This is a genomic window from Microbacterium sp. 71-23 (assembly GCF_001897265.1).
Taxonomy (GTDB): domain Bacteria; phylum Actinomycetota; class Actinomycetes; order Actinomycetales; family Microbacteriaceae; genus Microbacterium; species Microbacterium ginsengisoli.
Window position 1 is genome coordinate 117,397 of record NZ_MKSL01000035.1, and the last position, 23,152, is coordinate 140,548.

Below are 23,152 nucleotides of genomic sequence, written 5' to 3' on the forward strand. Positions count from 1 at the left end.
AGTACATGCTCGGCGCTGATCTGCTCGTGGCCCCGGTGCTGTCCGCGTCGGGCGAGGTGGAGTTCTACCTTCCCGCCGGGCCGTGGACGCACCTGCTCACCGGCGAGGTCGTCGAGGGCGGCGGCTGGCGTCGCGAAATGCACGACGTCACGAGTCTCCCCCTCTACGTGCGGCCCGGAGCGGTGCTCCCCTGGGGCGCCCGCACCGACCGTCCCGATTACGACTACCTCGACGGCCTGCAGCTGCGGGTCTTCCCGGGCGGTTCGGGCATCGCGACGATCACCGTGACGACACCGGATGGGCGTGCGCAGAGTTTCGACGTCGACCGCACGGCGGTGACGGGATGACGCATCCGCTCGTCTTCCCGCCGGGATTCGTGTTCGGATCGGCGACCGCCGCCTACCAGGTCGAAGGCGGGGCGACCGACGCCGGTCGCGGACCGTCGATCTGGGACACGTTCAGCCGCACTCCGGGGAAGGTCTGGAACGGCGACACCGGCGATGTCGCGTGCGATCATCTGCACCGGTGGGAGAGCGACCTCGACCTCATGGCGGAACTGGGCCTGCGGGCCTATCGCTTCTCGATCTCGTGGCCTCGCGTGATTCCCGACGGGCGCGGCGCAGTGAACAACGCCGGACTCGATTTCTACTCGCGCCTCGTGGACGGGCTCCGAGCACGCGGCATCCGTCCCGTCGCGACGCTGTACCACTGGGACCTCCCCCAACCGCTGGAGGATGCCGGGGGCTGGCCGGTGCGCGAGACCGCGGAGGCGTTCGCGGAGTACGCGGCGGTCGTCGGCGCAGCGCTCGGCGACCGCGTCGACACGTTCACGACGTTGAACGAGCCCTGGTGCTCGGCCTACCTCGGCTACGGGCAAGGCGGGCACGCGCCCGGACGCACCGAGCCGGCGGCGGCGCTCGCCGCCGTGCATCATCTCAACCTGGCTCACGGACTCGGTGCGGCGGCCCTGCGCGCATCCTCGACCGCGGATCCCGGCCTGTCGGTCACGCTCAACTTCCACGTGCTTCGCGGTGCCGGCGACGGCGCCGACGAGGCCGTGCGTCGCATCGACGCCCTCGCGAACCGCGCCTTCACCGGGCCCATGCTCCACGGGGAATACCCCGCGGATCTGCTGGCGGACACGTCCGCCGTGTCGGACTGGTCGTTCGTGAGGCCCGGCGATCTGGCACTCATCCACCACCCCCTGGACGTACTCGGGGTCAACTACTACTCGACGGCGACTGTGCGCCTGTGGGACGGAGCCTCCCCCCGCCAGAGCAACGACGGGCACAAGGCCGCGGCGGGCGGAACCGCCTGGCCGGGCAGTGACGCCATTGTCGAGTTCGTCGAGCAACCCGGTCCTCATACGGCGATGGGCTGGAACATCGCGCCCGAAGGCCTGACGGAGCTGCTGCTCGCCCTGTCGGCCGAGTTCCCCGCGCAGCCGCTCATGGTCACCGAGAACGGCGCGGCTTTCGACGACGTCGTCTCGCCGGACGGCCGCGTCGACGACCCGCTGCGAGTGGACTACCTCGCACGGCACTTCGCGGCCGCGCGCGACGCCCTCGATGCGGGTGTCGATCTGCGCGGGTACTACGTGTGGTCGCTGCTCGACAACTTCGAGTGGGGATACGGCTACGCGAAGCGGTTCGGCATCGTGCACGTCGACTTCGAGACGCTCGCGCGCACGCCGAAATCGAGCGCGCTGTGGTACCGCGACCTCATCCGCTCCCAGCCCTGACGCCCTCGCTCTCACTCTCGCTCTCACTCTCGCCCTCGCCCTCGCCCTCGCCCTCGCCCTCGCTCTCGCCCTCGCCCTCGCCCTCGCTGTCGCTCTCGCACTCACCCTCGAACGACGCCGAATCAACACCCCACCGCCGAGTCCACACGTCGTGCCTGCGAGGAACGCGTGGATTCGGCGGGCGAGCGTGGACTCGGCGGGGTGACGGCGAGAGGAGCGCGGCGAGCGCGGCGCCGGGACGCGCAGAGCGCGGGCCGCGGCATCCTCACACCAGCGACTCGCGCCAGGCGGCGTGCAGCTTCGCGAACGTGCCGGTTCCCGCGATGAGGGCGGCGGGGGCGTCGTCCTCGATGATGCGGCCGTGCTCCATCACGAGCACCCGGTCGGCGATCGCGACCGTCGAGAGGCGGTGGGCGATGATGATCGCCGTGCGGTCGGCCAGCAGGGTCTGCAGGGCGTCCTGGATGAGGCGCTCCGATGGGATGTCGAGCGACGCCGTCGCCTCGTCGAGGATCAGAACCGCCGGGTCGGCGAGGAACGCGCGCGCGAACGAGATCAGCTGCCGCTGACCGGCCGAGACGCGACCGCCGCGCTTGTTCACGTCGGTGTCGTAGCCGTCCGGAAGCGACCGGATGAAGCCGTCGGCGCCGACCGCGCGCGCCGCGGCACGGATCTCATCGATCGTCGCGTCGGGCTTGCCGAGCGCGATGTTGTCGGCGACCGTGCCGCTGAACAGGTACGCCTCCTGCGTGACCATCACGATCGCCCGGCGAAGGTCGCCCTGCGACAGCGCACGCAGGTCGACACCGTCGAGCGTCACCGCTCCCCGAGTCGGGTCGTAGAAGCGCGAGATCAGCTTCGCCAGCGTCGACTTGCCGGCTCCCGTGGTGCCGACGAGCGCGATCGTCTGACCCGCCGGGATGTCGAGGGAGAAGTCCGGCAGGATGACGCGGCCACTGCCGTATGCGAACTGCACCTCGTCGAACCGCACCGCACCGCGCGCGTTCGGCAGGGCGGTCGGCGTGGCGGGGTCGGGCACACTGGGCGACTCCTCGAGCACGCCTGACACCTTCTCGAGCGCCGCCGTGGCCGACTGGTACGAGTTGAGGAACATCGCGACCTCTTCGAGCGGGCTGAAGAAGTTGCGGATGTAGAGCACGGCGGCCAGCAGCACACCGATCTCGAGGAAGCCGCCGGTCACGCGCACCGCGCCCCACACCAGCACGACCGCCATCGTGACGTTCGCGAGCAGGATGAGACCCGGGTCGAGCACGCCGTACAGCTTCACGAGGCTGAGGTTCACGCGCCGGTAGTCGCTGGCGACCTCGGCGAACTCCTCGTCGTTGCGGCGTTCCTTGCGGAACGCCTTCACCGCGCGGATGCCGGTCATCGTCTCGACGAAGTGCACGATGAGACGGGCGCTCACGACGCGCGACTCGCGGAAGCCCTTCTGCGACTCGAGGTAGAACCAGCGCATGAGCAGCACGAGCGGGATGCCCATTGCGACGAGCACGAGCCCCGACTGCCAGTCGATCAGGAAGAGCGCCACCAGCGTGAAGATGCCGTAGAGCGCGCCCTGCACGAGCTGGTTCAGTCCGCCGTCGAGCAGCTCGCGGATCGACTCCAGGTCGCTCGTCTGCCGCGAGATGATGCGACCCGAGGTGTACGTCTCGTGGAACTCGAGGCTGAGTCGCTGGGTGTGCCGGAAGATGCGGGTGCGCAGGTCCATGAGGATCGCCTGGGTGAGCCGAGCCGAGAGCACGACGAACCAGCCGATCAGCAGCGCGCCGCTGATGCCCGTGACGATGTAGACGGCGGTGACGGCGGCCGCCGGCATCCAATCGGCGTTCTGCAGCACCGCCGGCAGGGCGTTGTCGATGCCGTACGCGATGAGCGCGGGACCGAGCACGCGCAAGCCCGTCGAGGCGATGACGACGATCGCGGTGAGGCTCAGCAGTCCTTTCATCGGCGAGACGAGGGAGCCGAGCAGGCGCAGCGAACGGCGACGGATCGCCCGACTCTCGGCTGCGGTGTAGTCGTTGCGGTCTTCGCCCTGGGTGCCCTGCACGGTGGTGCTCATGCCCGCACCTCGCTCTCGCTCAGATCGATCGGACCGGTTTCGTCGTACCGATGGTCGTCATCGGATGCCTCGCGCCGCTGCTCGCTCTCGATCTCGAGGCTCGAGATCACGAAGCGGTAGTGCTCGCTGTCGCGCAGCAGGTCGGAGTGGGTGCCGACCGCAGTGATGCGGCCGTCTTCCAGCACTGCGACCCGGTCGGCGAGCGCCACGGTCGAGGGACGGTGGGCGACGATCAGCGCGGTCGTGGTGGCCAGCACGCGACGCAGTGCCGCCTCGACCTTGGCCTCGGTCTCGACGTCGAGCGCCGAAAGCGGGTCGTCGAGCACGAGCACCGACGGCGCCGCCGCGACGGCGCGGGCGAGCGCGAGGCGCTGACGCTGACCGCCGGAGAGACTCAGACCCTCCTCGCCGACGGTCGTGTCGACGCCCTGCGGCAGGTCGTAGGCGAACTGGGCCTGCGCGATCTCGAGCGCTTCGGCGAGCACTGCCTCGGCCTCGGGGCTGCGCACGTCGAGATCGTCACGGCCGAGCAGCACGTTCTCGCGCACGGACGCCGAGAACAGCGTGGCATCCTCGAACGCCATCGCGATGTGGCGACGCAGCTCGTCGAGCCGCAGGTCGCGCACGTCGACGCCGTCGATCTCGACCGAGCCCCCGGTGACGTCGTACAGGCGTCCGGGCAGGGTCGTGAGCGTCGTCTTGCCGGAGCCGGTGAGTCCGACGAGCGCCATGGTCTCGCCGGGCTCGAGCTCGAGGTCGATGCCGTCGAGCAGATCGCGCTCAGTCGCCGGGGCATCCTGGTAGCGGAACCGCGCGCCGCGGAAGACGAGCCGCCCGCGCGGGTCGGCGACCGTCGACGGCGTCTCGGGGTCGACGATCGTGTTCTCCTCGTCGAGCACCTCGAAGATGCGGTCGGTCGCTGTGCGCGTGTCGATGAGGAACGAGAACAGAAACCCGAGGGACTCGAGAGGCCACCGCAGCGCGGTCGCCATCGCGAAGAACGCGAACAGCTCGCCGACGCTCAGCTGACCCGAGCTGGCCAGCAGGATGCCGACCAGCAGGCAGAGCGCGAAGGCGACCATCGGCACGACCTCGAGCCAGAACCACAGGGTGCCGACTTCGCGGGCCTTGCCGAGCTCGGTCGCACGCAGCGACTCGACCTGGCGGGTGAACTTGCGCAGGGCGTGGGGGCCACGGCCGAACGCTTTGAGCACGCGGATGCCGTGCACGCTCTCCTCGACCGCGGTGGCGAGGTCGCCGGCCTGGTCCTGGCTGAGGCGCGCGAGACGGCCGTACTGCCGCTCGAACCGGAAGCCGAAGTACCACAGCGGCACCGAGACGACGAGGAAGGTGGTGCCGAGCGCCCAGTGCCAGTTGAACAGCAGCACCGCGCCGATGAGCACCGTCATGAGGTTCACGACGAGCAGGATCGAGCCGAACGCGAGCCACCGGCGCACGAGGTTGATGTCCTGCATCATGCGGCTGAGCAGCTGCCCCGACTGCCACCGGTCGTGGAAGGCGACGGGCAGACGCTGCAGGCGCCGGTAGAACTGCTGGCGGATCTCGAACTCGACACCGGTCGCCGGCGTCAGCACGAACGCCCGGCGCAGGAACACGAACAGCGCCTCGAGCACGCCGAGGGCGAGCACCCCGAGCGACGCCCAGATGATGAGGGCGATGTTGGCCTGCGCGATCGGCCCGTCGACGGTGATCTGGAGCACGATCGGAATGACGAGGCTCACGATCGCCGCGCCGAGCGCGGACGCGAAGCCGGCCGCGAGGCGCGGGAGCACCGGACGGGCGAAGGGGATGAGGCGCGCGAGCGCGCGCAGGGTGGAGAGCTGTTCCTGGGGTCGCTGAGTCATGGTGATGCTGTGTGTCGTGTGGGGGGGGAGGTCCGCCGAGTGGCGAGCCCTCCAGCTTATTCCCAGCTTCTCCGGAGCGCAACGCTGGCGTGTCGCCGCGGATTCCCGCGGGTGCCGGCGCGGCGCGAGCCGTGGCATCCACAGCCTGCCGCGCACCCTCCGCGCCGCGCACTCCCCCACCCGATCTCCGCCACCCTCCGCGCCGCCCGACCCCACGGCCCGAATCCACACGTTGGCGCCGAATCCACGCCATAGCGACGTCGGCGGCGCGTTGATTCGGCGGGCGGGGGTTGATTCGGCGAAATCGGTGGAGGTGGAGGTGGGGGTGGGGTGGGGGCGAATGCGACGGCGAGCGCGGCGCGCAGCGTGGCGCGTCAGCGCGCGGCGGCCTCGCGCGCGAGCAGCGAGCGCTTGACCTCGACGCCCCAGGCGAATCCGCCCATGGCGCCGCCGGTGCGCAGCACGCGGTGGCAGGGCACGAAGAGCGCGGGCGCGTTGCGGGCGCAGATCGAGGCGGCGGCGCGCACGGCGGTCGGCGATCCGAGCGCGACGGCGAACTCGGCGTAGGTGAGCGGATGCCCCGCCGCGATCGCCCGCAGACCGGCCCACCCGCGCTGCTGCAGCGGCGTGCCCCACTGGCGCACGGGCACGGTGTCGATCGCGGCGACCTCGCCCGCGTAGAACGCCTCGACCGCGGCGGTGTGCTCGCTCGCACCGGACACGACGTCGACGCCGCGCTCGCGCTCGGGGAGGCGCGCGAGGAGGGCATCGAGGTCGGCGGTCCAGCCCGAGGCGACGACGGCGCCGTCCGGGTCGGCGAGGAGTGCGAAGGGGCCGTCGGGGGTGTCGACGACGGCGAAGGTGCGGGCGGTCATGAGGACGCCTTTCGGGGAGTCAGCGGGGCGGATGCCGCACGCCACAGGTGTGCGGTGAGGTAGCTGCGCCACGGCGCGACGCGGTCCGCCCAGGCGGTGAGCCCGGCGGGATCGGCAGGGATGCCCAGCCGTGCGGCGCCGGTGCGCACGGCGACGTCGCCCGGCAGCAGCACGTCCGGGTCGCCGATGACGCGCATGCGCACATAGTCGGCCGTCCACGGGCCGATGCCGGGCATCGCGAGCAGCGCCTCGCGCTGGGCGGCGCCGTCGTCGCCGGTGGTGAGCTCCAGTTCGCCGTCGGCGAGCGCGCAGGCCGCCCCCGTGATGGCGCGGATGCGGGCGGCCGGGCCGCGCAGCACCTCGGCGCCGTGGTCGGCGATCGCGCGCATCGTCGGGAAGAGTCGGTCGGCGGTCTCGATCGGCTCGATCCGCTCGCCGAGCTCGTCGGTGAGGGTCGTGAGCGCGGTGCGCGCCGCGGCGACGGTGATCTGCTGGCCGACCATGGCGCGGATCAGCATCTCGTGCGGGTCGGCGGCGCCCGGCACCCGCACGCCCGGTGCGTCGGCGACGCTCGCGGCGAGCTCGGGATGGGAGGCGAGCGCCTCGTCGATCGCGTCGGGGTCGGCGTCGAGGTCGAACAGCCGCCTCACGCGGGCGACGAGGCTGGCGAGGTCGGCGAGGCGTTCGAGGCGGGCGCGCAGCCGCAGGGTGTCGCCGTCGCTGCGCACCTCGAACCAGGCGGTGCCGTGGGCGAGACGCAGGGTGCGGGCGAACGAGGTGGATGTCGCGACCTCGGCGCCGATCACCGCGCGCGCCGCCATCCACGCGAATACTCCGGCGGTCTCGTGCGGCGTGCGGTGCGGCAGGGCGAGGTCGATCTCGCCGTGCCCGGCGGCGACCCGGGAGCGCCGGCGCAGCCGCAGGTCGGTGGGAGCGAGCGAGAACACCTCTCGCACGGTCTCGTTGAACTGCCTGATGCTGGCGAACCCGGCGGAGAAGGCGACATCCGTCATCGACAGGTCCGTGCCGACCAGCAGCATGCGCGCGGTATGGGCCCGATGCGCCCGGGCGAGGGCGAGGGGGCCGGCGCCGAGCTCGGCCTGCAGGATGCGACCGAGCTGCCGGCTCGAGTAGCCGAGCCGGCGCGCGAGCCCGGGCACGCCTTCGCGCTCGACGATGCCGTCGGCGATGAAGCGCATGGCGCGGCCCGCGATGTCGCCGCGCAGGTTCCAGTCCGGCGAGCCGGGAGCGGCTTCGGGCAGGCAGCGCTTGCAGGCGCGGTAGCCGGCCTCGTGCGCCGCGGCACTCGTGGAGTAGAACGTGACGTTGCGCTCGTGGGGGGTGCGCGCCGGGCAGCTCGGCCGGCAGTAGATGCCGGTCGAGCGCACGGCGGTCACGAACTGCCCGTCGAAGCGCACGTCGCGCGACCGGATGGCGCGATACCGCTCGTCGAAGGTGAGACTGAGGCCGGGCATGCCCCCAGCCTGGCACGGGCCGCGGCATCCGGCTCGCGGTTTTCGGACATCGCCGTGCCGGAGCGTCCCACCCCGGGGCTACCGTGAGGTCATGAGCGAACGCACCTACGACCTGATCGTGATCGGCGCGGGGCCGGTGGGCGAGAACGTGGCCGACCGCGCCGTGCAGGGCGGCCTGTCGGTCGTCATCGTCGAGAGCGAGCTGGTCGGCGGCGAGTGCTCCTACTGGGCGTGCATGCCGTCGAAGGCGCTGCTGCGCGCTGGGGCGGCGCTGCGAGCGGCCCGCGACGTCGACGGTGCACGTCAGGTCACCGGCGAACGACCTGATGTCGCGGGGGTGCTGCGTCGACGCACCGGCATGACCCACGACTGGTCGGATGACTCGCAGGTGCGCTGGCTCGAGGGAGCGGGCATCGACCTCGTGCGCGGTCACGGACGCCTCGCCGGCGAGCGGCGCGTCGAGGTCGAGGGCCCGGACGGCACCCGCACGACGCTCATCGCCCGTTACGCGGTCGCGGTGAGCACCGGCACGGCCGCCCTCCTGCCCGCGACTCCGGGACTCGCCGACATCGCCCCCTGGACGAGCCGCGAGGCGACCGCCGCGACCGAGATCCGCGGGCGCCTCGCGATCATCGGCGGCGGTGTCGTCGCTGTGGAGATGGCGACCGCCTACAACGACCTCGGCGCATCGGTGGTGGTGCTCGCACGCGGCGGTCTGCTCGGCGGAATGGAGCCGTTCGCGGGCGAGATCGTGCGCGACGCGCTCGTCGAGCGCGGCGTCGACGTGCGCACCGGCGTGAACGTCACCGCGGCGCACCGTGCCGAGAAGAACGCCGTGCTGACGCTCGACGACGGCACCCGCGTGCACGCCGACGAGGTGCTCGTCGCGACGGGACGCGTGCCGCGCACCGACGACCTCGGCCTCGAGACCGTCGGCCTCGCCCCCGGGGCGTGGCTGACGGTCGACGACACCCTGCGGGTCGAGGGCACCGACTGGCTCTACGCCGTCGGCGACGTGAACCGTCGGGCGCTGCTCACCCATCAGGGCAAGTACCAGGCACGCGCGGCGGGCGACGTGATCGCCGCGCGCGCGACGGGTGCCGACGTGTCGCATGCCCCGTGGTCCCGGCACGTCGCGACGGCCGACCACGCCGCCGTTCCCCAGGTGACCTTCACCGATCCCGAGGTCGCGTCGGTCGGTCTCACCGAGGCGGCCGCGCGGGCGGCGGGGCGCGGCATCCGGGTCGTCGACTACGACCTGTCCTGGGTCGCGGGCGCCTCCACCTACGCCGACCACTATCGCGGCCGCGCCCGCATGATCGTCGACGGCGAGCGCGACGTGATCATCGGCGCGACGTTCGTCGGTCAGGATGTCGCCGAGCTGCTGCACTCCGCCACGATCGCGATCGTCGGCGAGGTGCCGCTGCAGCGGCTGTGGCACGCGGTGCCGTCGTATCCGACGATCAGCGAGGTGTGGCTGCGCCTGCTCGAGACCGATGGGCGCGCGACCGCCTGAGGCCGCGCGCCGCGCGGGTCAGTGGAAGAAGTGCCGCTCGCCCGTGAAGAACATCGTGACGCCGCGCTCGCGCGCGAGCTCGATGGTCTCGTCGTCGCGCACCGAGCCGCCCGGCTGCACGATGACCTTGACGCCCGCGTCGATGAGCACCTGCGGTCCGTCGGAGAACGGGAAGAACGCATCGGATGCCGCGACCGACCCGGCGGCACGGTCGCCCGCCCGCTCGACGGCCAGACGGCACGAGTCGACGCGGTTGACCTGGCCCATGCCGATGCCGACCGTGGCGGAGTCCTTCGCGAGCACGATCGCGTTGGACTTGACGGCGCGACCGGCCTTCCACGCGAACACGAGGTTCTGCAGCTCGTCGTGCGTGGGCATCTCGCCCGTGATGAGCTGCCAGTTCTTCCACACCGAGTCGATGTCGGCCGGGAAGCGGTCGGCGTCCTGCAGCAGCAGGCCGCCCGAGACGAGCCGCACATCCATGGGCTCCTGGCGCCAGTCGGTGGGAAGACGCAGCACGCGCAGGTTCTTCTTGAGCTTGAACAGCTCCAGCGCCTCCGGCTCGAAGTCGGGGGCGACGATCACCTCGGTGAAGATGTCGCGCAGGTTCTCGGCCATCTTGAGCGTCACGGTGCGGTTCGCGGCGATCACGCCGCCGAAGGCCGACACCGGGTCGCAGGCGTGGGCGCGCAGGTGGGCCGACGCGATCGGGTCGAGCGCGTTCGCCGCGGTGACCGCGATGCCGCAGGGGTTCGCGTGCTTGATGATCGCGACCGCGGGCAGCACCATGTCGAACGCGGCGCGGAGCGCGGCATCCGCGTCGACGAAGTTGTTGTACGACATCTCCTTGCCCTGCAGCTGGGTCGCCTGGGCGATGCCGTGGCCGCCCGCACGCGTGTAGATCGCCGCGCGCTGGTGGCTGTTCTCGCCGTAGCGCAGCGTCGACATGCGCTCTGCGCGGATCGTGAGGTGGGCGGGCAGGTCCTCGGTCGTGAGGGTCTCCTCGGAGAACCACGTCGCCACCGCGCGGTCGTAGTCCGCCGTGTGAGCGAACGCCCGGGCGGCGAGATCGCGGCGCTGGTCGAGCGTCGTGCCGCCGGCGCCGAGCGCGTCGATGATCGCGGGGTACGACATGGGCGAGACGACGATCGCGACGTTCGCGAAGTTCTTCGCCGAGGCGCGCACCATGGCGGGGCCGCCGATGTCGATCTGCTCGACCACGTCGTCGCCCTGGGCGCCCGAGGCGACCGTCTCGACGAAGGGGTACAGGTTCACGACGACGAGCTCGAACGGGGCGATGCCCAGCTCGGCGAGCTGGGCCTCGTGGGTCGCCAGCCGCAGGTCGGCGAGGAGGCCCGCGTGCACGGCGGGGTGGAGCGTCTTCACACGGCCGTCGAGCGACTCCGGGAAGCCGGTGACCGAGGCGACATCCGTCACGGCGAAGCCCGCGTCCCGGATGGAGGCCGCGGTCGAGCCGGTCGAGACGATCTCGACGCCGGCGTCGGCGAGGGCACGGGCGAGGTCGAGCAGCCCAGTCTTGTCGCTCACCGAGACGAGCGCGCGCCGCACGGGCACGACGTCGCGGGGTCGGTAGTCGGCGGGATCGTGTCGGGGACCGGCCATGGAGCTCCTCGGTTCTCGGGGGTTGCGGATCAGGGAAGGGCGGGCGCGGCGAGATCGAGCTCGCCGTCGGCGATGCGGCGCACGATGTCGATGAGCAGGCGGCGCTCGACCGGCTTGATGCGTTCGTGGAGGGCGTTCTCGTCGTCGCCGGGGAGCACGGGCACACGCTCCTGGGCGAGGATCGGGCCAGCGTCGACGCCGCCGTCGACGACGATGACGCTGGCGCCCGTCTGGGTGGCACCGGCGGCGAGGGCGTCGCGCACGCCGTGCGCGCCCGGGAACTCGGGCAGGAACGCGGGGTGGGTGTTGATGATGCGGGGCGACCACTCGTCGACGACCGCGGCGGGCAGCAGCTTCATGAGCCCGCTCAGCACGACGAGGTCGGGCTGCCAGACGCGCAGCTGCGCGGAGAGCTCCGCGCCCCACGCGTCGCGTTCGGCTGCGCCGCGCCACGGCACGACGAACGTCGGCACGCCGAACTCCTCGGCGTGCGCGAGGCCGTCCGCCTCGCGATCGGCTCCCACGACGACGATGCGGGCGGGATAGGAGGGGTCGGCGGCGGCGTCCAGCAGGGCTCGGAGGTTCGAGCCCGTGCCCGAGATCAGTACGGCGACCGTCAGCACCCGGTCAGTCTAACGGGGAGCCTCGGAGCCCTCGTCGCGACCGCCCGCTCCGGTGCTCGACGGGTCGGGGCGGCCGGTGCCGTCGACGTCGAACCAGGCGCTCGGCGACCCTCCCAGAGTCACCGGCGCGGGGCGATCGGCGTCGTCGCGGGCGCCGCGGGGGGCGAGCAGCAGGATGCCGCTTCCCACCGCGACCTCGATCGCGACCGCGAGCGCGACCGCGCCCGGGTCGGGACCGGTGACGGCGAGGCGTCCGGGGCCGATCGATCCGCCGGCGAGTGCGGCGAGCAGCGCCGCTCCCCCGCCCGCGAGCAGTGCGATCGCGCCGGTGAGGGCGAGGAGCGCACCCCACGGCTCGTGTCCGCCGATCGTGGCGGTCTCGTCGGCGACCCGGGAGCGCACGACCCACCCGGCCACCGCACCCGCCGCGATCGGCAGCAGCACGAGCGCGAGCAGCCACACGGTCCCCGATGGCGGCAGCGCGGCGAGCACAGGCACGCCGGGCACGACGCCCGCGTGGGTGCCGACGGGGGAGATCGTCGAGCCGGCACCGAGCGCGAAGCCGGGGCCGGCGAGATAGGACATCGTCCAGACGATGAGGGTGGGCAGGTAGACGAGCTGGCCGAGCTCGATCATGACCGCGCCGATCAGATCGACGCCGCCCTGCTGCGCGAGGGTGACGATCGCGGTGCCCCGCACGATGACGGCGACCGCGAAGGCCAGCGCCGAGACGCCCACGAGTGCGGTCAGGGCGGTCACCGCGCCGCGCACGGCGAGACCCGGCACCTCGGGCCAGATGCCCGGCAGTGCGTCGGTGCGGGACCGCACCGCGTCGATGAGCCCGTCGTCGCCGTCGCTCCATGCGCGGGCGATCGCGCCCGCGAGGGCACCCGCGAGATAGACGAGGGGCGGGAACAGCACCGCCTGCCAGAGTGCGGCGCTCGCCAGCGGCTGCGCCCCGGTCAGCGCGATCAGCGCGGATGCCGCGGCGAACACGACGACCCCCGAGACGACCCCCGTCACCCAGGCGCCCGCCTGCGCGGCGCGCGAGCCCGATCGAGCGGCGAAGAAGAAGGTGAACGCGAGGAACGCGAGCGGTGCGAGCGAGAGCGTGAAGGTGGCGGCCGTGTCGTCGATGCCCGCCTGCACGAGGTACTCCGTCGGCAGTGTCACCGACAGCGGCACGCCGTGCCCGAGCTGCCAGACGGCCGCGGTCGCCTGCCACAGCGCGGCGGGGCCGGCGCCGCTGACGGCGGTGATCCACAGGAGCGCGAGGGGCACCACCGCGGCGCCGACGCTGATGGCCGCCGCGACGAAGGCATCGAGGGCGGCGAGGAGGGTGACGACCAGGCGCTGCATGGCCTTCCGACCCTACCTGCGGCATCCGCGCTCGCCGGGCGGGCGCGCCCGAGCTCTCAGTGCTCGATCGGGTCGAGCACGAGCTCTCAGTGCCCGATCGGGTCGAGCACGAACAGCGCGATGCGCCGGTCGGTCTTCTTCTGGTACTCGGCGTAGTCGGGCCATGCCGCGACCGCGCGCTCCCACCACTGGGCGTACTCGTCGCCGTCGACCTCGCGCGCGGTGTAGTCGAGCTTGACGTCGGCGTCCTGCAGCTCGACGTGCGGGTTGGCGCGCACGTTCCAGTACCAGGCGGGAGGCTGCGGGGCGCCGCCCTTCGAGGCGACGATCGCGTAGTGACCGTCGTGCTCGACCCGCATCAGCGCGGTCTTGCGCAGGCCGCCCGTCTTCGCGCCGACGGTCGTCAGCACGATGATCGCCGCGCCGCGAAGGGATGAGGCGTCGGCGCCGTTCGAGGCCTCGAAGGCCTCCGCCTGGGTGCGGGCCCAGTCGGCCGTGGACGGAAGGTACTCACCGGAGAGAGGCATGCGCTCACCCTAACCCCGCGCACCGCGGCGCGGGGCGGCATCCGTCATGTGCGACGCAACGGCCGCGCGGCACGGACCGATCCGCGGCGGCGCGGGCCGCGGCATCCGGGAACGACGACGGGCCGGCGGTGAACCGCCGGCCCGTCGAATGCGCTCCGATCAGAGCGACGCGATGATCTCGCGCAGCAGCGCGGCGGTCTCGCTCGGGGTCTTGCCGACCTTGACGCCGGCGGCCTCGAGGGCCTCCTTCTTGGCCTGCGCGGTGCCGGCGGAGCCCGACACGATCGCGCCGGCGTGACCCATGGTCTTGCCCTCAGGTGCGGTGAAGCCGGCGACGTAGCCGACGACCGGCTTGGTGACGTGGGCCTGGATGAAGGCCGCCGCACGCTCCTCGGCGTCGCCGCCGATCTCGCCGATCATGACGATCGCCTTGGTCTCGGGGTCGGCCTCGAAGGCGGCGAGCGCGTCGATGTGCGTCGTGCCGATGATCGGGTCGCCGCCGATGCCGATGGCGGTCGAGAAGCCGAGGTCGCGCAGCTCGAACATCATCTGGTAGGTCAGGGTGCCCGACTTCGAGACGAGGCCGATCGGGCCCTTGCCGGTGATGTTCGCCGGCGTGATGCCCACGAGCGACTCGCCCGGGGTGATGATGCCGGGGCAGTTCGGACCGATGATGCGGGTCGTGTTGCCCTTGCTCTGCGCGTAGGCCCACGCCTCGGCGGTGTCACCGACGGGCACGCCCTCGGTGATGACGACGAGCAGCGGGATCTCGGCGTCGATGGCCTCGATCATGGCGTCCTTCGTGAACGCCGGCGGCACGAACGCGATCGACACGTCGGCACCGGTCGCGGCGATCGCCTCGGCCACCGACGCGAACACGGGCAGCTCGACGTCGGCGCCCGCGGCATCCTTGTGCGCGACGGTGGTGCCGGCCTTGCGGGCGTTCACGCCGCCGACGACCTGAGTGCCCGCCTTCAGCATGAGAGCGGTGTGCTTGGTGCCCTCGCCGCCGGTGATGCCCTGGACGATGACCTTGGAGTCCTTGTTGAGATAGATCGACATAGTCCTAGTTCCTTATCCGGATGCCGCGGCTCAGGCGTTCGCCAGCTCGGCGGCCTTGTCGGCGCCCTCGTCCATGCCTGCGGCGAGGGTCACGAGCGGGTGGCCGGCCGCCGCGAGGATCGCACGACCCTCGTCGACCTGGTTGCCGTCGAGGCGTACGACGAGGGGCTTGGTGGCCGCGTCGCCGAGGATCTCGAGGGCCTTCACGATGCCGTCCGCGACCGCGACGCAGCTGGTGATGCCGCCGAACACGTTCACGAACACGCTCTTGACCTGCGCGTCACCGAGGATCACGTCGAGGCCCGCGGCCATGACGGTCGCCGAGGCGCCGCCGCCGATGTCGAGGAAGTTCGCGGGCTTCACGCCGCCGTGGTTCTCACCGGCGTACGCGACGACGTCGAGGGTCGACATGACCAGGCCCGCACCGTTGCCGATGATGCCGACCTGACCATCGAGCTTCACGTAGTTGAGGCCGGCGGCCTTCGCCTTCGCCTCGAGCGGGTCGGCCGCATCCTTGTCCTCGAGCAGCTCGTGCTCGGGGTGACGCACCTCCGATGCGTTGTCGTCAAGGGTCACCTTGCCGTCGAGGGCGATGATGTTGCCGTCGGCGTCGAGGATCAGCGGGTTCACCTCGACGAGGGTCGCGCCCTCGCCGGTGTAGACGTTGTAGAGCTTGACGAAGACGTCGGACACCTTCTCGACGAGCTCCTCGGGGAACTTCGCGGCGCGGGCGATCTCGACGGCCTTGGTCTTGTCGATGCCGGTGAGCGGGTTCACCTCGATGCGCGCGAGCGCCTCGGGACGCTCGACGGCGAGCTCCTCGATCTCCATGCCGCCCTCGACCGAACTGAGCGACAGGTAGGAGCGGTTCGAGCGGTCGAGCAGCACCGAGAAGTAGAACTCCTTGTCGATGCGGGCGCCGCCGGCGACCATGACGCGCTTGACGACGTGGCCCTTGATGTCGAGGCCGAGGATGGCCTTGGCCGCCTCGTACGCCTCGTCGGGGGTCTTCGCGACCTTCACGCCGCCGGCCTTTCCGCGGCCACCGGTCTTCACCTGGGCCTTCACGACGACGACGCCGCCGAGCTTCTCCGCGGCCGCCCTCACCTCTTCGGGAGTGTCCGCGACGATGCCCGGGAGTACCGGCACCTCGTACTTCTCGAATAGGTCACGTGCCTGGTACTCGTACAGATCCACAGTGCTTCCTTCGCTGGGGCGAACGGGATGACGACGCTCCAAAAGCGTCTCGACGTCGAGATAAACGACCAGTGCCCCAGCCTATACCGCGTGCCGATGTGCCTCCGCCGTGAGCGCGAGTAGGCTCGGCCTCCATGAGCGTGACTACACCGGCGGACGACGCACGCACCGTCGTCGTCCAGGCTGCGCTCGAGCTGTTCGCCTCGCAGGGGTTCGAGGCGACATCCGTCGACCAGATCGCGAAGGCGGCGGGCATCTCCCGCTCGACCTTCTTCCGGCAGTTCGGAGGCAAGGACGATGTCGTCTTCGCCGACCACGACGCGGTGCTCGAGCGCCTCCGCACCTTCCTCGATCGGGCGCACGCGGATCCGTGGGAGGCGATCTGCGAGGCATCCCTCATCGTCTACCGGCACTACCTCGCCGATCCCGAGCTCGCCCGCCGCCGCTACACCGTGGTGCGCCAGGTGCCGACGCTGCGCGACCGCGAGATCGTCACGGTGTTCCGCTACGAGCGCCTGTTCGACGAGTACCTGCGGCGCGCGCTGCCGGGCATCGAGCCGCTCACGGCGGTGAGCTTCGCCGCCGAGGTCACCGCGGTGCACAACCACGTGCTCCGGCAGCTGCTGCGGGGCACGAAGCGCATCCCGACCCAGACCCTCCGCGCCGCCCTCGACGACGTGCTCGCGCGCTTCGACGTCGGCCCCTCCCCCGAGGGTGCCGACGACGACGTGGTCGTGGCGGTGTTCCCGAGACGGATGCCGCTGGCCGAGGTCACGCGGCGGCTCTCCGCCGAGCTCTGAGCCGCGGCATCCGCTGCTCTCACACCTATCGCACCGGACCCCCGCCGGTATGACGGGCGCCGCGACTACCCTGGCGTCATGACGACGCCCTCACCCGCCGCCGACGCCCACGAGTGGATCCGCGTGCGCGGCGCGCGGGAGAACAACCTCGCGGGGGTGGACGTCGACATCCCGAAACGTCGCCTGACGGTCTTCACCGGGGTGTCGGGCTCGGGGAAGAGCTCGCTCGTGTTCGGCACGATCGCGGCCGAGTCGCAGCGGCTCATCAACGAGACGTACAGCTCGTTCGTGCAGGGCTTCATGGGCACGCCGTCGCGGCCCGAGGTCGATCAGCTCGAGGGGCTGACGACAGCGATCGTCGTCGACCAGGAGCGGCTCGGCGCGAACTCTCGATCGACCGTCGGCACGGCGACCGACGCGAACGCACTGCTGCGCATCCTGTTCAGCCGGCTCGGCTCGCCGCACCTCGGTTCGCCGCAGGCGTTCTCGTTCAACGTGCCGACCGTGAGCGGCCAGGGCGCAGTCACGAGCCAGCGCGACGGCCGCACCGTGAAGGAGGTGCGCCGGTTCGAGCAGACCGGCGGCATGTGCCCGCGCTGCGAGGGCATGGGCGCGGTCTCCGACATCGATCTCACGCAGCTGTTCGACGAGACGAAGTCGCTCATCGACGGTGCGATCACGATCCCGGGCTACACGGCCGACGGGTGGATGGTGCGCGGCTACGCCGAGTCGGGCTTCTACCCGGGCGACAAGCCGATCTCGACGTTCACGGCGAAGCAGCGCGACGACTTCCTCTACAAGGCGCCGACCAAGGTGAAGGTCAACGGCATCAACCTGACCTATGAGGGCCTCGTGCCGCGCATCCAGAAGTCGATGCTCTCGAAGGACGTCGAGGCGATGCAGCCGCACATCCGCACGTTCGTCGAGCGGGCGGTGACGTTCCAGCAGTGCCCCGAGTGCGGCGGCACCCGCCTCAACGAAGGGGCGCGCACGTCGCTCGTCGGCGGCATCTCGATCGCCGACGCATGCGCGATGCAGGTGAGCGACCTGGCGGCGTGGGCGCGCACGATCGACGACGCCTCGGTCGCCCCCCTGCTGGTCGGCCTGCGCGACTTGCTCGACTCGTTCTCCTCGATCGGCCTCGGCTACCTCTCGCTCGATCGTGCGTCGGGGACGCTGTCGGGAGGCGAAGCACAGCGCATCAAGATGATCCGCCACCTCGGCTCCGCCCTCACCGACATCACCTACGTGTTCGACGAGCCGACGGTCGGACTCCACCCCCACGACATCCGCCGCATGAACGAGCTGCTCCAGCGACTGCGCGACAAGGGCAACACGGTTCTCGTCGTCGAGCACAAGCCCGAGACGATCGCGATCGCCGACCACGTCGTCGACATCGGCCCGCGCGCCGGCACGGCGGGCGGGAACATCGTGTTCACCGGCACCGTCGACGAGCTGCGCGCCGCCGACACGCTCACCGGGCGCCACTTCGACGACCGCGCGGCGGTGAAGTCCGAGGTGCGCACGCCGTCGGGGGCGATCGAGGTGCGCGGGGCGTCGACCCACAATCTGCAGGGCGTCGACGTCGACCTGCCGCTCGGCGTGCTGACGGTCGTGACGGGTGTCGCCGGCTCGGGCAAGAGCTCGCTCGTGCACGGGTCGGTCGCGGGACGAGACGGCGTCGTGGTGGTCGACCAGGGCGCGATCAAGGGCTCGCGGCGCAGCAACCCGGCGACCTACACCGGCCTTCTCGACCCGATCCGCACGGCGTTCGCGAAGGCGAACGGCGTGAAGCCCGCACTGTTCAGCGCGAACTCGGCGGGCGCGTGCCCGAACTGCAACGGCGCGGGGGTCGTCTTCACCGATCTCGGACCGTTCTCGACGGTGTCGTCGGTGTGCGAGGTGTGCGAGGGGAAGCGGTTCGACGCGTCGGTGCTCGACTACCACCTCGGCGACCTCGACATCAGCGAGGTGCTGGCGCTGTCGGTGGCGGATGCCGCGGCCTTCTTCGCCCCCGGAGCGACCTCCGTGCCGGCGGCGTACGCGATCCTGCAGCGGCTGGTCGACGTCGGGCTCGGTTATGTGACGATCGGCCAGCCCCTCACGACCCTCTCCGGCGGCGAGCGCCAGCGGCTGAAGCTCGCCGTGCACATGGGCACGAAGGCGCAGGTGTACGTGCTCGACGAGCCGACGACCGGACTGCACCTCGCCGACGTCGCCCAGCTGCTCGCGCTGCTCGACCGCCTCGTCGACGCGGGCACGTCGGTCATCGTCATCGAGCATCACCAGGCCGTGATGGCCCACGCCGACTGGATCGTCGACCTCGGCCCGGGCGCCGGACACGACGGCGGCCGGATCGTGTTCGAGGGCACCCCCGCCGACCTGATCGCGGCCCGCTCGACCCTCACGGGCGAGCACCTCGCCGCGTACGTCGGCGCCTGACCGTGCCACGCGCGACCGTCGTCGGGTCGGGTCCGAACGGGCTCGCCGCGGCGGTCACCCTCGCGCGCACAGGCTACGAGGTGCGCGTACTCGAGGCGGCCGCCGCCCCGGGCGGGGCAGCCCGCACGGCCGAGCTCACGCTGCCGGGCTTCCGCCACGACGTCGGGTCGGCGGTGCATCCGGCGGCACTCGCCTCGCCGTTCTTCGGGGCGTTCACGCGAGCGTCGCCGATCGACTGGATCACACCCGAGTTGTCCTTCGCGCACGCGCTCAGGGGCGGAGCCGCGGCGGTGTGGCGCTCCCTCGACCGCACGGTCGAGCAGCTCGGCGCAGGGGGCCCGGCCTGGCGACGCGTGTTCGCCCCGCTCGTCGCCCGCTCCGACGAGGTCGCCCGCTCGGCGACCGATGCGCTGCTCGGGATGCCGCGGCATCCCGTCACCGCCGCGCTGCTGGCCGCGCAGGCCGCCGCCGTCACCGCCCTGCCGCCGCGTGACGCCGCCGTCCGGGCGCTGCTCACCGGCCTCGCGGCTCACGCGAACACGCGGCTGCCGTCCCCCACCGCGTCCGCCGCCGGACTCGTGCTCGGCACCTACGCGCAGGCGGCGGGCTGGCCGGTCCCGCGCGGCGGCGCGGGCGCGATCATCGACGCGCTCATCGCCGACCTGCACCGACACGGCGGCACCCTCGAGACGGGCGTGCGGGTGCGCTCTCTCGAGCTGCTCGACCGCGGCGACGCGGCGCGCGGCGACCTCGTGATGCTCGACACGTCGCCGAGGCTGCTGCTGTCCTCCCCCGCGCTGCCGCGGGCGTACGGCCGGCGGGTGCGCGGGTTCCGCTACGGCGCTGGCGTCGCCAAGGTCGACCTCGCTCTCGCGGGGCCGGTGCCGTGGACCGATCCGCTCCTCGCGGGCGCCCTCACCGTGCACCTCGGTGGGGCGGCCTCTGACACCGTGCGCGCGGAGCGCATCGTTGCGAGCGGGCGGGAGCCGCGGCATCCGTTCGTGATCGTCGTGCAGCCCTGCGTCGTCGACGACACCCGCGCTCCCGCCGGGCGCGCCGTGCTCTGGGCGTACGCGCATGTTCCGGGTGGGTCGCGGCGGGACCCGCTCGAGACGGTTCTCGCCGAACTCGAGCGGCACGCGCCCGGAGTGCGCGACCTCGTGCTCGCGGCGCACACGACGACCGCCGCCGACCGTGAGCTCGGCAACCCGAACGAGGTCGGCGGGGATGTCTCGGGCGGCGCCTTCACGCTCGCGCAGGCCGTCGCGCGGCCCGTGCTCGCCGGGTCGCCGTGGCGCACCCCGCTGCCGGGGATCTACCTCTGCTCGGCGTCGACCCCGCCCGGACCTGCGGTGCACGGCATGGCGGGCTGGCACGCCGCCCGTACGGCGCTGGCCGACGCCGGCACTCGGGTGTCCCTCGCCACGCTGTTCTGAGCACGCGCGAGCTTCCCGCCCCGCTCCCCTCCCCCCTCTCTCTCCCTCCCCCACCCCCGCCGAATCCACATCTGCGCGCCGAATCCACCCCCTCTCCCCCGCGGTGACGCATGGAATCGACGCGCAGACGTTGATTCGGCCCGCCGCCTATCGCCCCCGCCCAGGCAACCCCCTGTCTCACCCGCCGCACGAACGCTAGCGTCGGGGCATGGGACTGCTCCGACGACGACGCTCCGCTCCGCCGACCGCGCGCGCCATCACCGCGCCCGACCTTCCGCCCCTCTCGCCACGCTCCCGCCTCGCCGCGCTGTGGACCGACGGCTTCGGCACGCTCGCGACGCGGGCGATGCAGATCATCGTCGTGGTGGCGCTGCTCGCGGGGGCGATCTGGGGCATCCGCTCGTTGACGGTGGTGGTCATCCCGCTGCTGCTCGCGCTGATCCTCGCGTCGGCATTCGCTCCGGTGATGGGTGCGATGCGACGCCGAGGGGTGCCGGATGTCGCGGCCACCCTGATCACGCTGTTCACGATTCTCGTGCTGCTCAGCCTCGTCGGTTGGCTGATCGTCTGGGCCGTGCGGGACCAGTTCGACGAACTGTCGACGCAGGCGCAGAGCGGGTTCGAGCACTTCCTGGAGTGGATCGCGACACTGCCGATCGCGATCGACGCCGCGCAGATCGATGACTGGCTGACCGCCGCGCGCGGATTCGTGACGAGCGCGCAGTTCGGCTCGGGCGCGCTCGCGGGCGTGAGCGCGGTCGCGACGTTCCTCACCTCGCTCGTGCTGCTGGTGGTCGTGCTGTTCTTCTTCCTGAAGGATGGCGCGCGCATGTGGAGCTTCCTGCTGCGCCCCTTCGAGGGAGCGCACTACGCGCGGGCGCGCCGCATCGGCACCAAGACGGTGTCGGTGCTCGGGTCGTACGTGCGCGGCACGGCGGCGGTCGCGGCGGTCGACGCGGTGGGCATCCTCATCGGCCTCCTGATCCTGCAGGTGCCCCTCGCGATCCCGCTGGCGGTGCTCGTCTTCCTCCTCGCGTTCATCCCGATCGTGGGGGCGACGCTCGCGGGCATCCTCGCGGCTCTGGTCGCTCTCGTCGCGAACGGCTGGGTCAACGCCCTGCTCGTCGTCGGCGTGGTGGTGCTCGTGAACCAGCTGGAGGGCAGCTTCCTGCAGCCGGTGCTCATGGGGCGCTCCATGAGGCTGCACGCGTTCGTCGTCCTCATCGCGTTGACGGTCGGAACGGTGCTCGGCGGCGTGATCGGGGCTGTGCTCGCCGTGCCGATCACGGCGGTCGTGTGGGGGGCGGTGCAGGTCTGGGACGGCCCGCAGCTGCCCGCCCGGTGGGCGCGGGCGAAGGCGAGGTGACTGTGCGCTACGACGTGCCGGCGCCGATGCTCGCCAAGGGTGTCGATGCGATCCCGGATGCCGCGGGCCTCTCGTTCGAGCCGAAGTGGGATGGTTTCCGCGTGCTCGCCGCGTGGGACGGCACCGAGGTCGAGCTGGCGTCACGTGGCGCGAAGCCGTTGACCCGCTACTTCCCCGAGATCGTCGATGCGCTCCCCCGGGTGCTGCCGGGCCCGTGCGTGATCGATGGCGAGCTGGTCGTCGCGACCGGGGAGCCGGGTGCACAGCGGCTCGGCTGGGAGGCGCTGAGCGCCCGCATCCATCCGGCGGCGTCGCGTGTCACGCGCCTCGCCACGGAGACCCCCGCGATGCTGATCGCGTTCGACCTGATCGCCGAGGGCGACGACCCGCTGGTCGATGCGCCCTTCCGTGAGCGCCGCGCGCGGCTCGAACGGATGCTGGCCGGGGTGGGGCATCCGGTTCATCTGACCCGCACCACCCTCGACGCCGATGTCGCCGGTCGCTGGCTGGCCGAGTTCGAGGGGGCGGGGCTCGACGGTGTCGTGGCGAAGCGGCTCGATGAGCCGTATGCGCCGGGCAAGCGCACGATGCTGAAGATCAAGCATGCGCGCACGGCCGATGTCGTCGCGCTCGGCTACCGCGTGCATGCGTCGGGCGCGGGCGTCGGGTCGCTGCTGGTCGGACTGTACGGCGATGACGGCGAGCTGCGGCAGGTCGGCGGGGTGTCGGCGTTCACCGCCGCGCGCCGGCTCGAGCTCGTCGACGAGCTCGAGCCGCTCGTCGAGCGCGACGCCGACGGAGAGGTCGTGACGGGTGCGGGCGAGCGGTCGAGGTTCACCGGTTCGAAGGATGTCTCGTTCGTGCGTCTGCGCCCCGAGCGCGTGCTCGAGGTGCGCTACGACCAGCTCGAGGGAGCTCGGTTCCGGCATACGGTGCAGTTCGAGAGATGGCGTCCCGATCGGGATGCCGCGTCGTGCACCTTCGCGCAGCTCGATCAGATCGCGGCGTACGATCTCGCCGCCGTTCTCGACTGAGCGCCGCGCGAGCGCTGCCCCCGCTTGGCGCCGAATCCACGGGTGGGCGTCGAGTCCACGTCATCCCGTCGCAGGTGAAGCAGGGATTCGGCTCGCGGGAGTGGATTCGGCGATAGGGGGCGGGGTGCGCC

At 71.9% G+C, this 23,152-nt stretch carries 18 protein-coding genes; 8 read left to right on the forward strand and 10 right to left on the reverse strand.

Annotation, left to right across the window (positions count from 1 at the left end; translation table 11 throughout):
• Both BGO15_RS11180 and BGO15_RS11185 read left to right on the forward strand, forming a co-directional pair.
• A partial coding sequence (locus tag BGO15_RS11180; RefSeq protein ID WP_286748300.1) for a glycoside hydrolase family 31 family protein occupies positions 1-347 on the forward strand: 347 nt, incomplete at its 5' end.
• Positions 344-1,741, forward strand: a complete 1,398-nt coding sequence (locus BGO15_RS11185) for a glycoside hydrolase family 1 protein (RefSeq protein WP_056205997.1) — start codon at positions 344-346, stop codon at positions 1,739-1,741. The genes BGO15_RS11180 and BGO15_RS11185, both read left to right, overlap by 4 nt.
• A gap of 265 nt (positions 1,742-2,006) precedes the next feature.
• Here the strand turns inward: BGO15_RS11185 and BGO15_RS11190 are convergent, their stop codons facing one another.
• The 4 genes from BGO15_RS11190 to BGO15_RS11205 all read right to left on the reverse strand — a co-directional run bounded on the left by BGO15_RS11190 (position 2,007) and on the right by BGO15_RS11205 (position 8,036).
• Positions 2,007-3,821: an ABC transporter ATP-binding protein gene (locus BGO15_RS11190; protein ID WP_045245911.1), complete on the reverse strand. Its 1,815-nt coding sequence runs from the start codon at positions 3,819-3,821 to the stop codon at positions 2,007-2,009.
• Positions 3,818-5,686 carry an ABC transporter ATP-binding protein gene (locus tag BGO15_RS11195; protein WP_056518726.1) on the reverse strand — a complete coding sequence of 623 codons (1,869 nt, stop codon included), beginning with the start codon at positions 5,684-5,686 and terminating at the stop codon, positions 3,818-3,820. The genes BGO15_RS11190 and BGO15_RS11195 overlap by 4 nt, the downstream gene beginning before the upstream one ends.
• 374 nt (positions 5,687-6,060) lie before the next feature.
• Positions 6,061-6,561: a methylated-DNA--[protein]-cysteine S-methyltransferase gene (locus BGO15_RS11200; RefSeq protein ID WP_056518725.1), complete on the reverse strand. Its 501-nt coding sequence runs from the start codon at positions 6,559-6,561 to the stop codon at positions 6,061-6,063.
• The gene (locus BGO15_RS11205) at positions 6,558-8,036 is read right to left on the reverse strand and encodes a DNA-3-methyladenine glycosylase 2 family protein (RefSeq protein ID WP_273189794.1); all 1,479 of its coding nucleotides are present in this window, start codon (positions 8,034-8,036) and stop codon (positions 6,558-6,560) included. Before BGO15_RS11205 ends, BGO15_RS11200 begins: the two co-directional genes overlap by 4 nt.
• Positions 8,037-8,127: 91 nt before the next feature.
• Between BGO15_RS11205 and BGO15_RS11210 the strand changes: the two genes are divergently transcribed.
• A complete protein-coding gene (locus BGO15_RS11210; protein WP_056206000.1) occupies positions 8,128-9,552 on the forward strand; it encodes a dihydrolipoyl dehydrogenase family protein in 1,425 nt (474 codons plus the stop codon).
• Between the two features lie 18 nt (positions 9,553-9,570).
• Here the strand turns inward: BGO15_RS11210 and purH are convergent, their stop codons facing one another.
• From purH to sucC, 6 genes are all read right to left on the reverse strand, one after another.
• The gene (purH, locus tag BGO15_RS11215) at positions 9,571-11,175 is read right to left on the reverse strand and encodes a bifunctional phosphoribosylaminoimidazolecarboxamide formyltransferase/IMP cyclohydrolase (protein ID WP_056518723.1); all 1,605 of its coding nucleotides are present in this window, start codon (positions 11,173-11,175) and stop codon (positions 9,571-9,573) included.
• A 29-nt stretch (positions 11,176-11,204) separates the two neighbouring features.
• Positions 11,205-11,798, reverse strand: a complete 594-nt coding sequence (purN, locus tag BGO15_RS11220) for a phosphoribosylglycinamide formyltransferase (RefSeq protein WP_056206001.1) — start codon at positions 11,796-11,798, stop codon at positions 11,205-11,207.
• A 9-nt stretch (positions 11,799-11,807) separates the two neighbouring features.
• Entirely contained in the window at positions 11,808-13,157 is a 1,350-nt protein-coding gene (locus BGO15_RS11225; RefSeq protein WP_056518720.1) for a cell division protein PerM, read from the reverse strand.
• 86 nt (positions 13,158-13,243) lie between these two features.
• Positions 13,244-13,684, reverse strand: a complete 441-nt coding sequence (locus tag BGO15_RS11230) for a nitroreductase family deazaflavin-dependent oxidoreductase (protein WP_056206006.1) — start codon at positions 13,682-13,684, stop codon at positions 13,244-13,246.
• 159 nt (positions 13,685-13,843) lie between these two features.
• Positions 13,844-14,746 carry a succinate--CoA ligase subunit alpha gene (gene sucD, locus BGO15_RS11235; RefSeq protein ID WP_045246003.1) on the reverse strand — a complete coding sequence of 301 codons (903 nt, stop codon included), beginning with the start codon at positions 14,744-14,746 and terminating at the stop codon, positions 13,844-13,846.
• Between the two features lie 30 nt (positions 14,747-14,776).
• The gene (gene sucC, locus BGO15_RS11240; RefSeq protein WP_045246004.1) at positions 14,777-15,943 is read right to left on the reverse strand and encodes an ADP-forming succinate--CoA ligase subunit beta; all 1,167 of its coding nucleotides are present in this window, start codon (positions 15,941-15,943) and stop codon (positions 14,777-14,779) included.
• A gap of 134 nt (positions 15,944-16,077) precedes the next feature.
• Here sucC and BGO15_RS11245 point away from each other — a divergent pair, with 134 nt between their 5' ends.
• From BGO15_RS11245 to BGO15_RS11265, 5 genes are all read left to right on the forward strand, one after another.
• Positions 16,078-16,743, forward strand: coding sequence for a TetR/AcrR family transcriptional regulator (locus BGO15_RS11245; RefSeq protein ID WP_045246005.1), 666 nt, complete (start codon positions 16,078-16,080; stop codon positions 16,741-16,743).
• A 78-nt stretch (positions 16,744-16,821) separates the two neighbouring features.
• Positions 16,822-19,185, forward strand: coding sequence for an ATP-binding cassette domain-containing protein (locus BGO15_RS11250; RefSeq protein ID WP_056518719.1), 2,364 nt, complete (start codon positions 16,822-16,824; stop codon positions 19,183-19,185).
• Between the two features lie 2 nt (positions 19,186-19,187).
• A complete protein-coding gene (locus BGO15_RS11255) occupies positions 19,188-20,621 on the forward strand; it encodes a phytoene desaturase family protein (protein WP_056206007.1) in 1,434 nt (477 codons plus the stop codon).
• Between the two features lie 208 nt (positions 20,622-20,829).
• Positions 20,830-21,987, forward strand: a complete 1,158-nt coding sequence (locus tag BGO15_RS11260; protein WP_056206008.1) for an AI-2E family transporter — start codon at positions 20,830-20,832, stop codon at positions 21,985-21,987.
• Between the two features lie 2 nt (positions 21,988-21,989).
• The gene (locus BGO15_RS11265; RefSeq protein ID WP_235557373.1) at positions 21,990-23,021 is read left to right on the forward strand and encodes an ATP-dependent DNA ligase; all 1,032 of its coding nucleotides are present in this window, start codon (positions 21,990-21,992) and stop codon (positions 23,019-23,021) included.
• Positions 23,022-23,152: the final 131 nt, after the last annotated feature.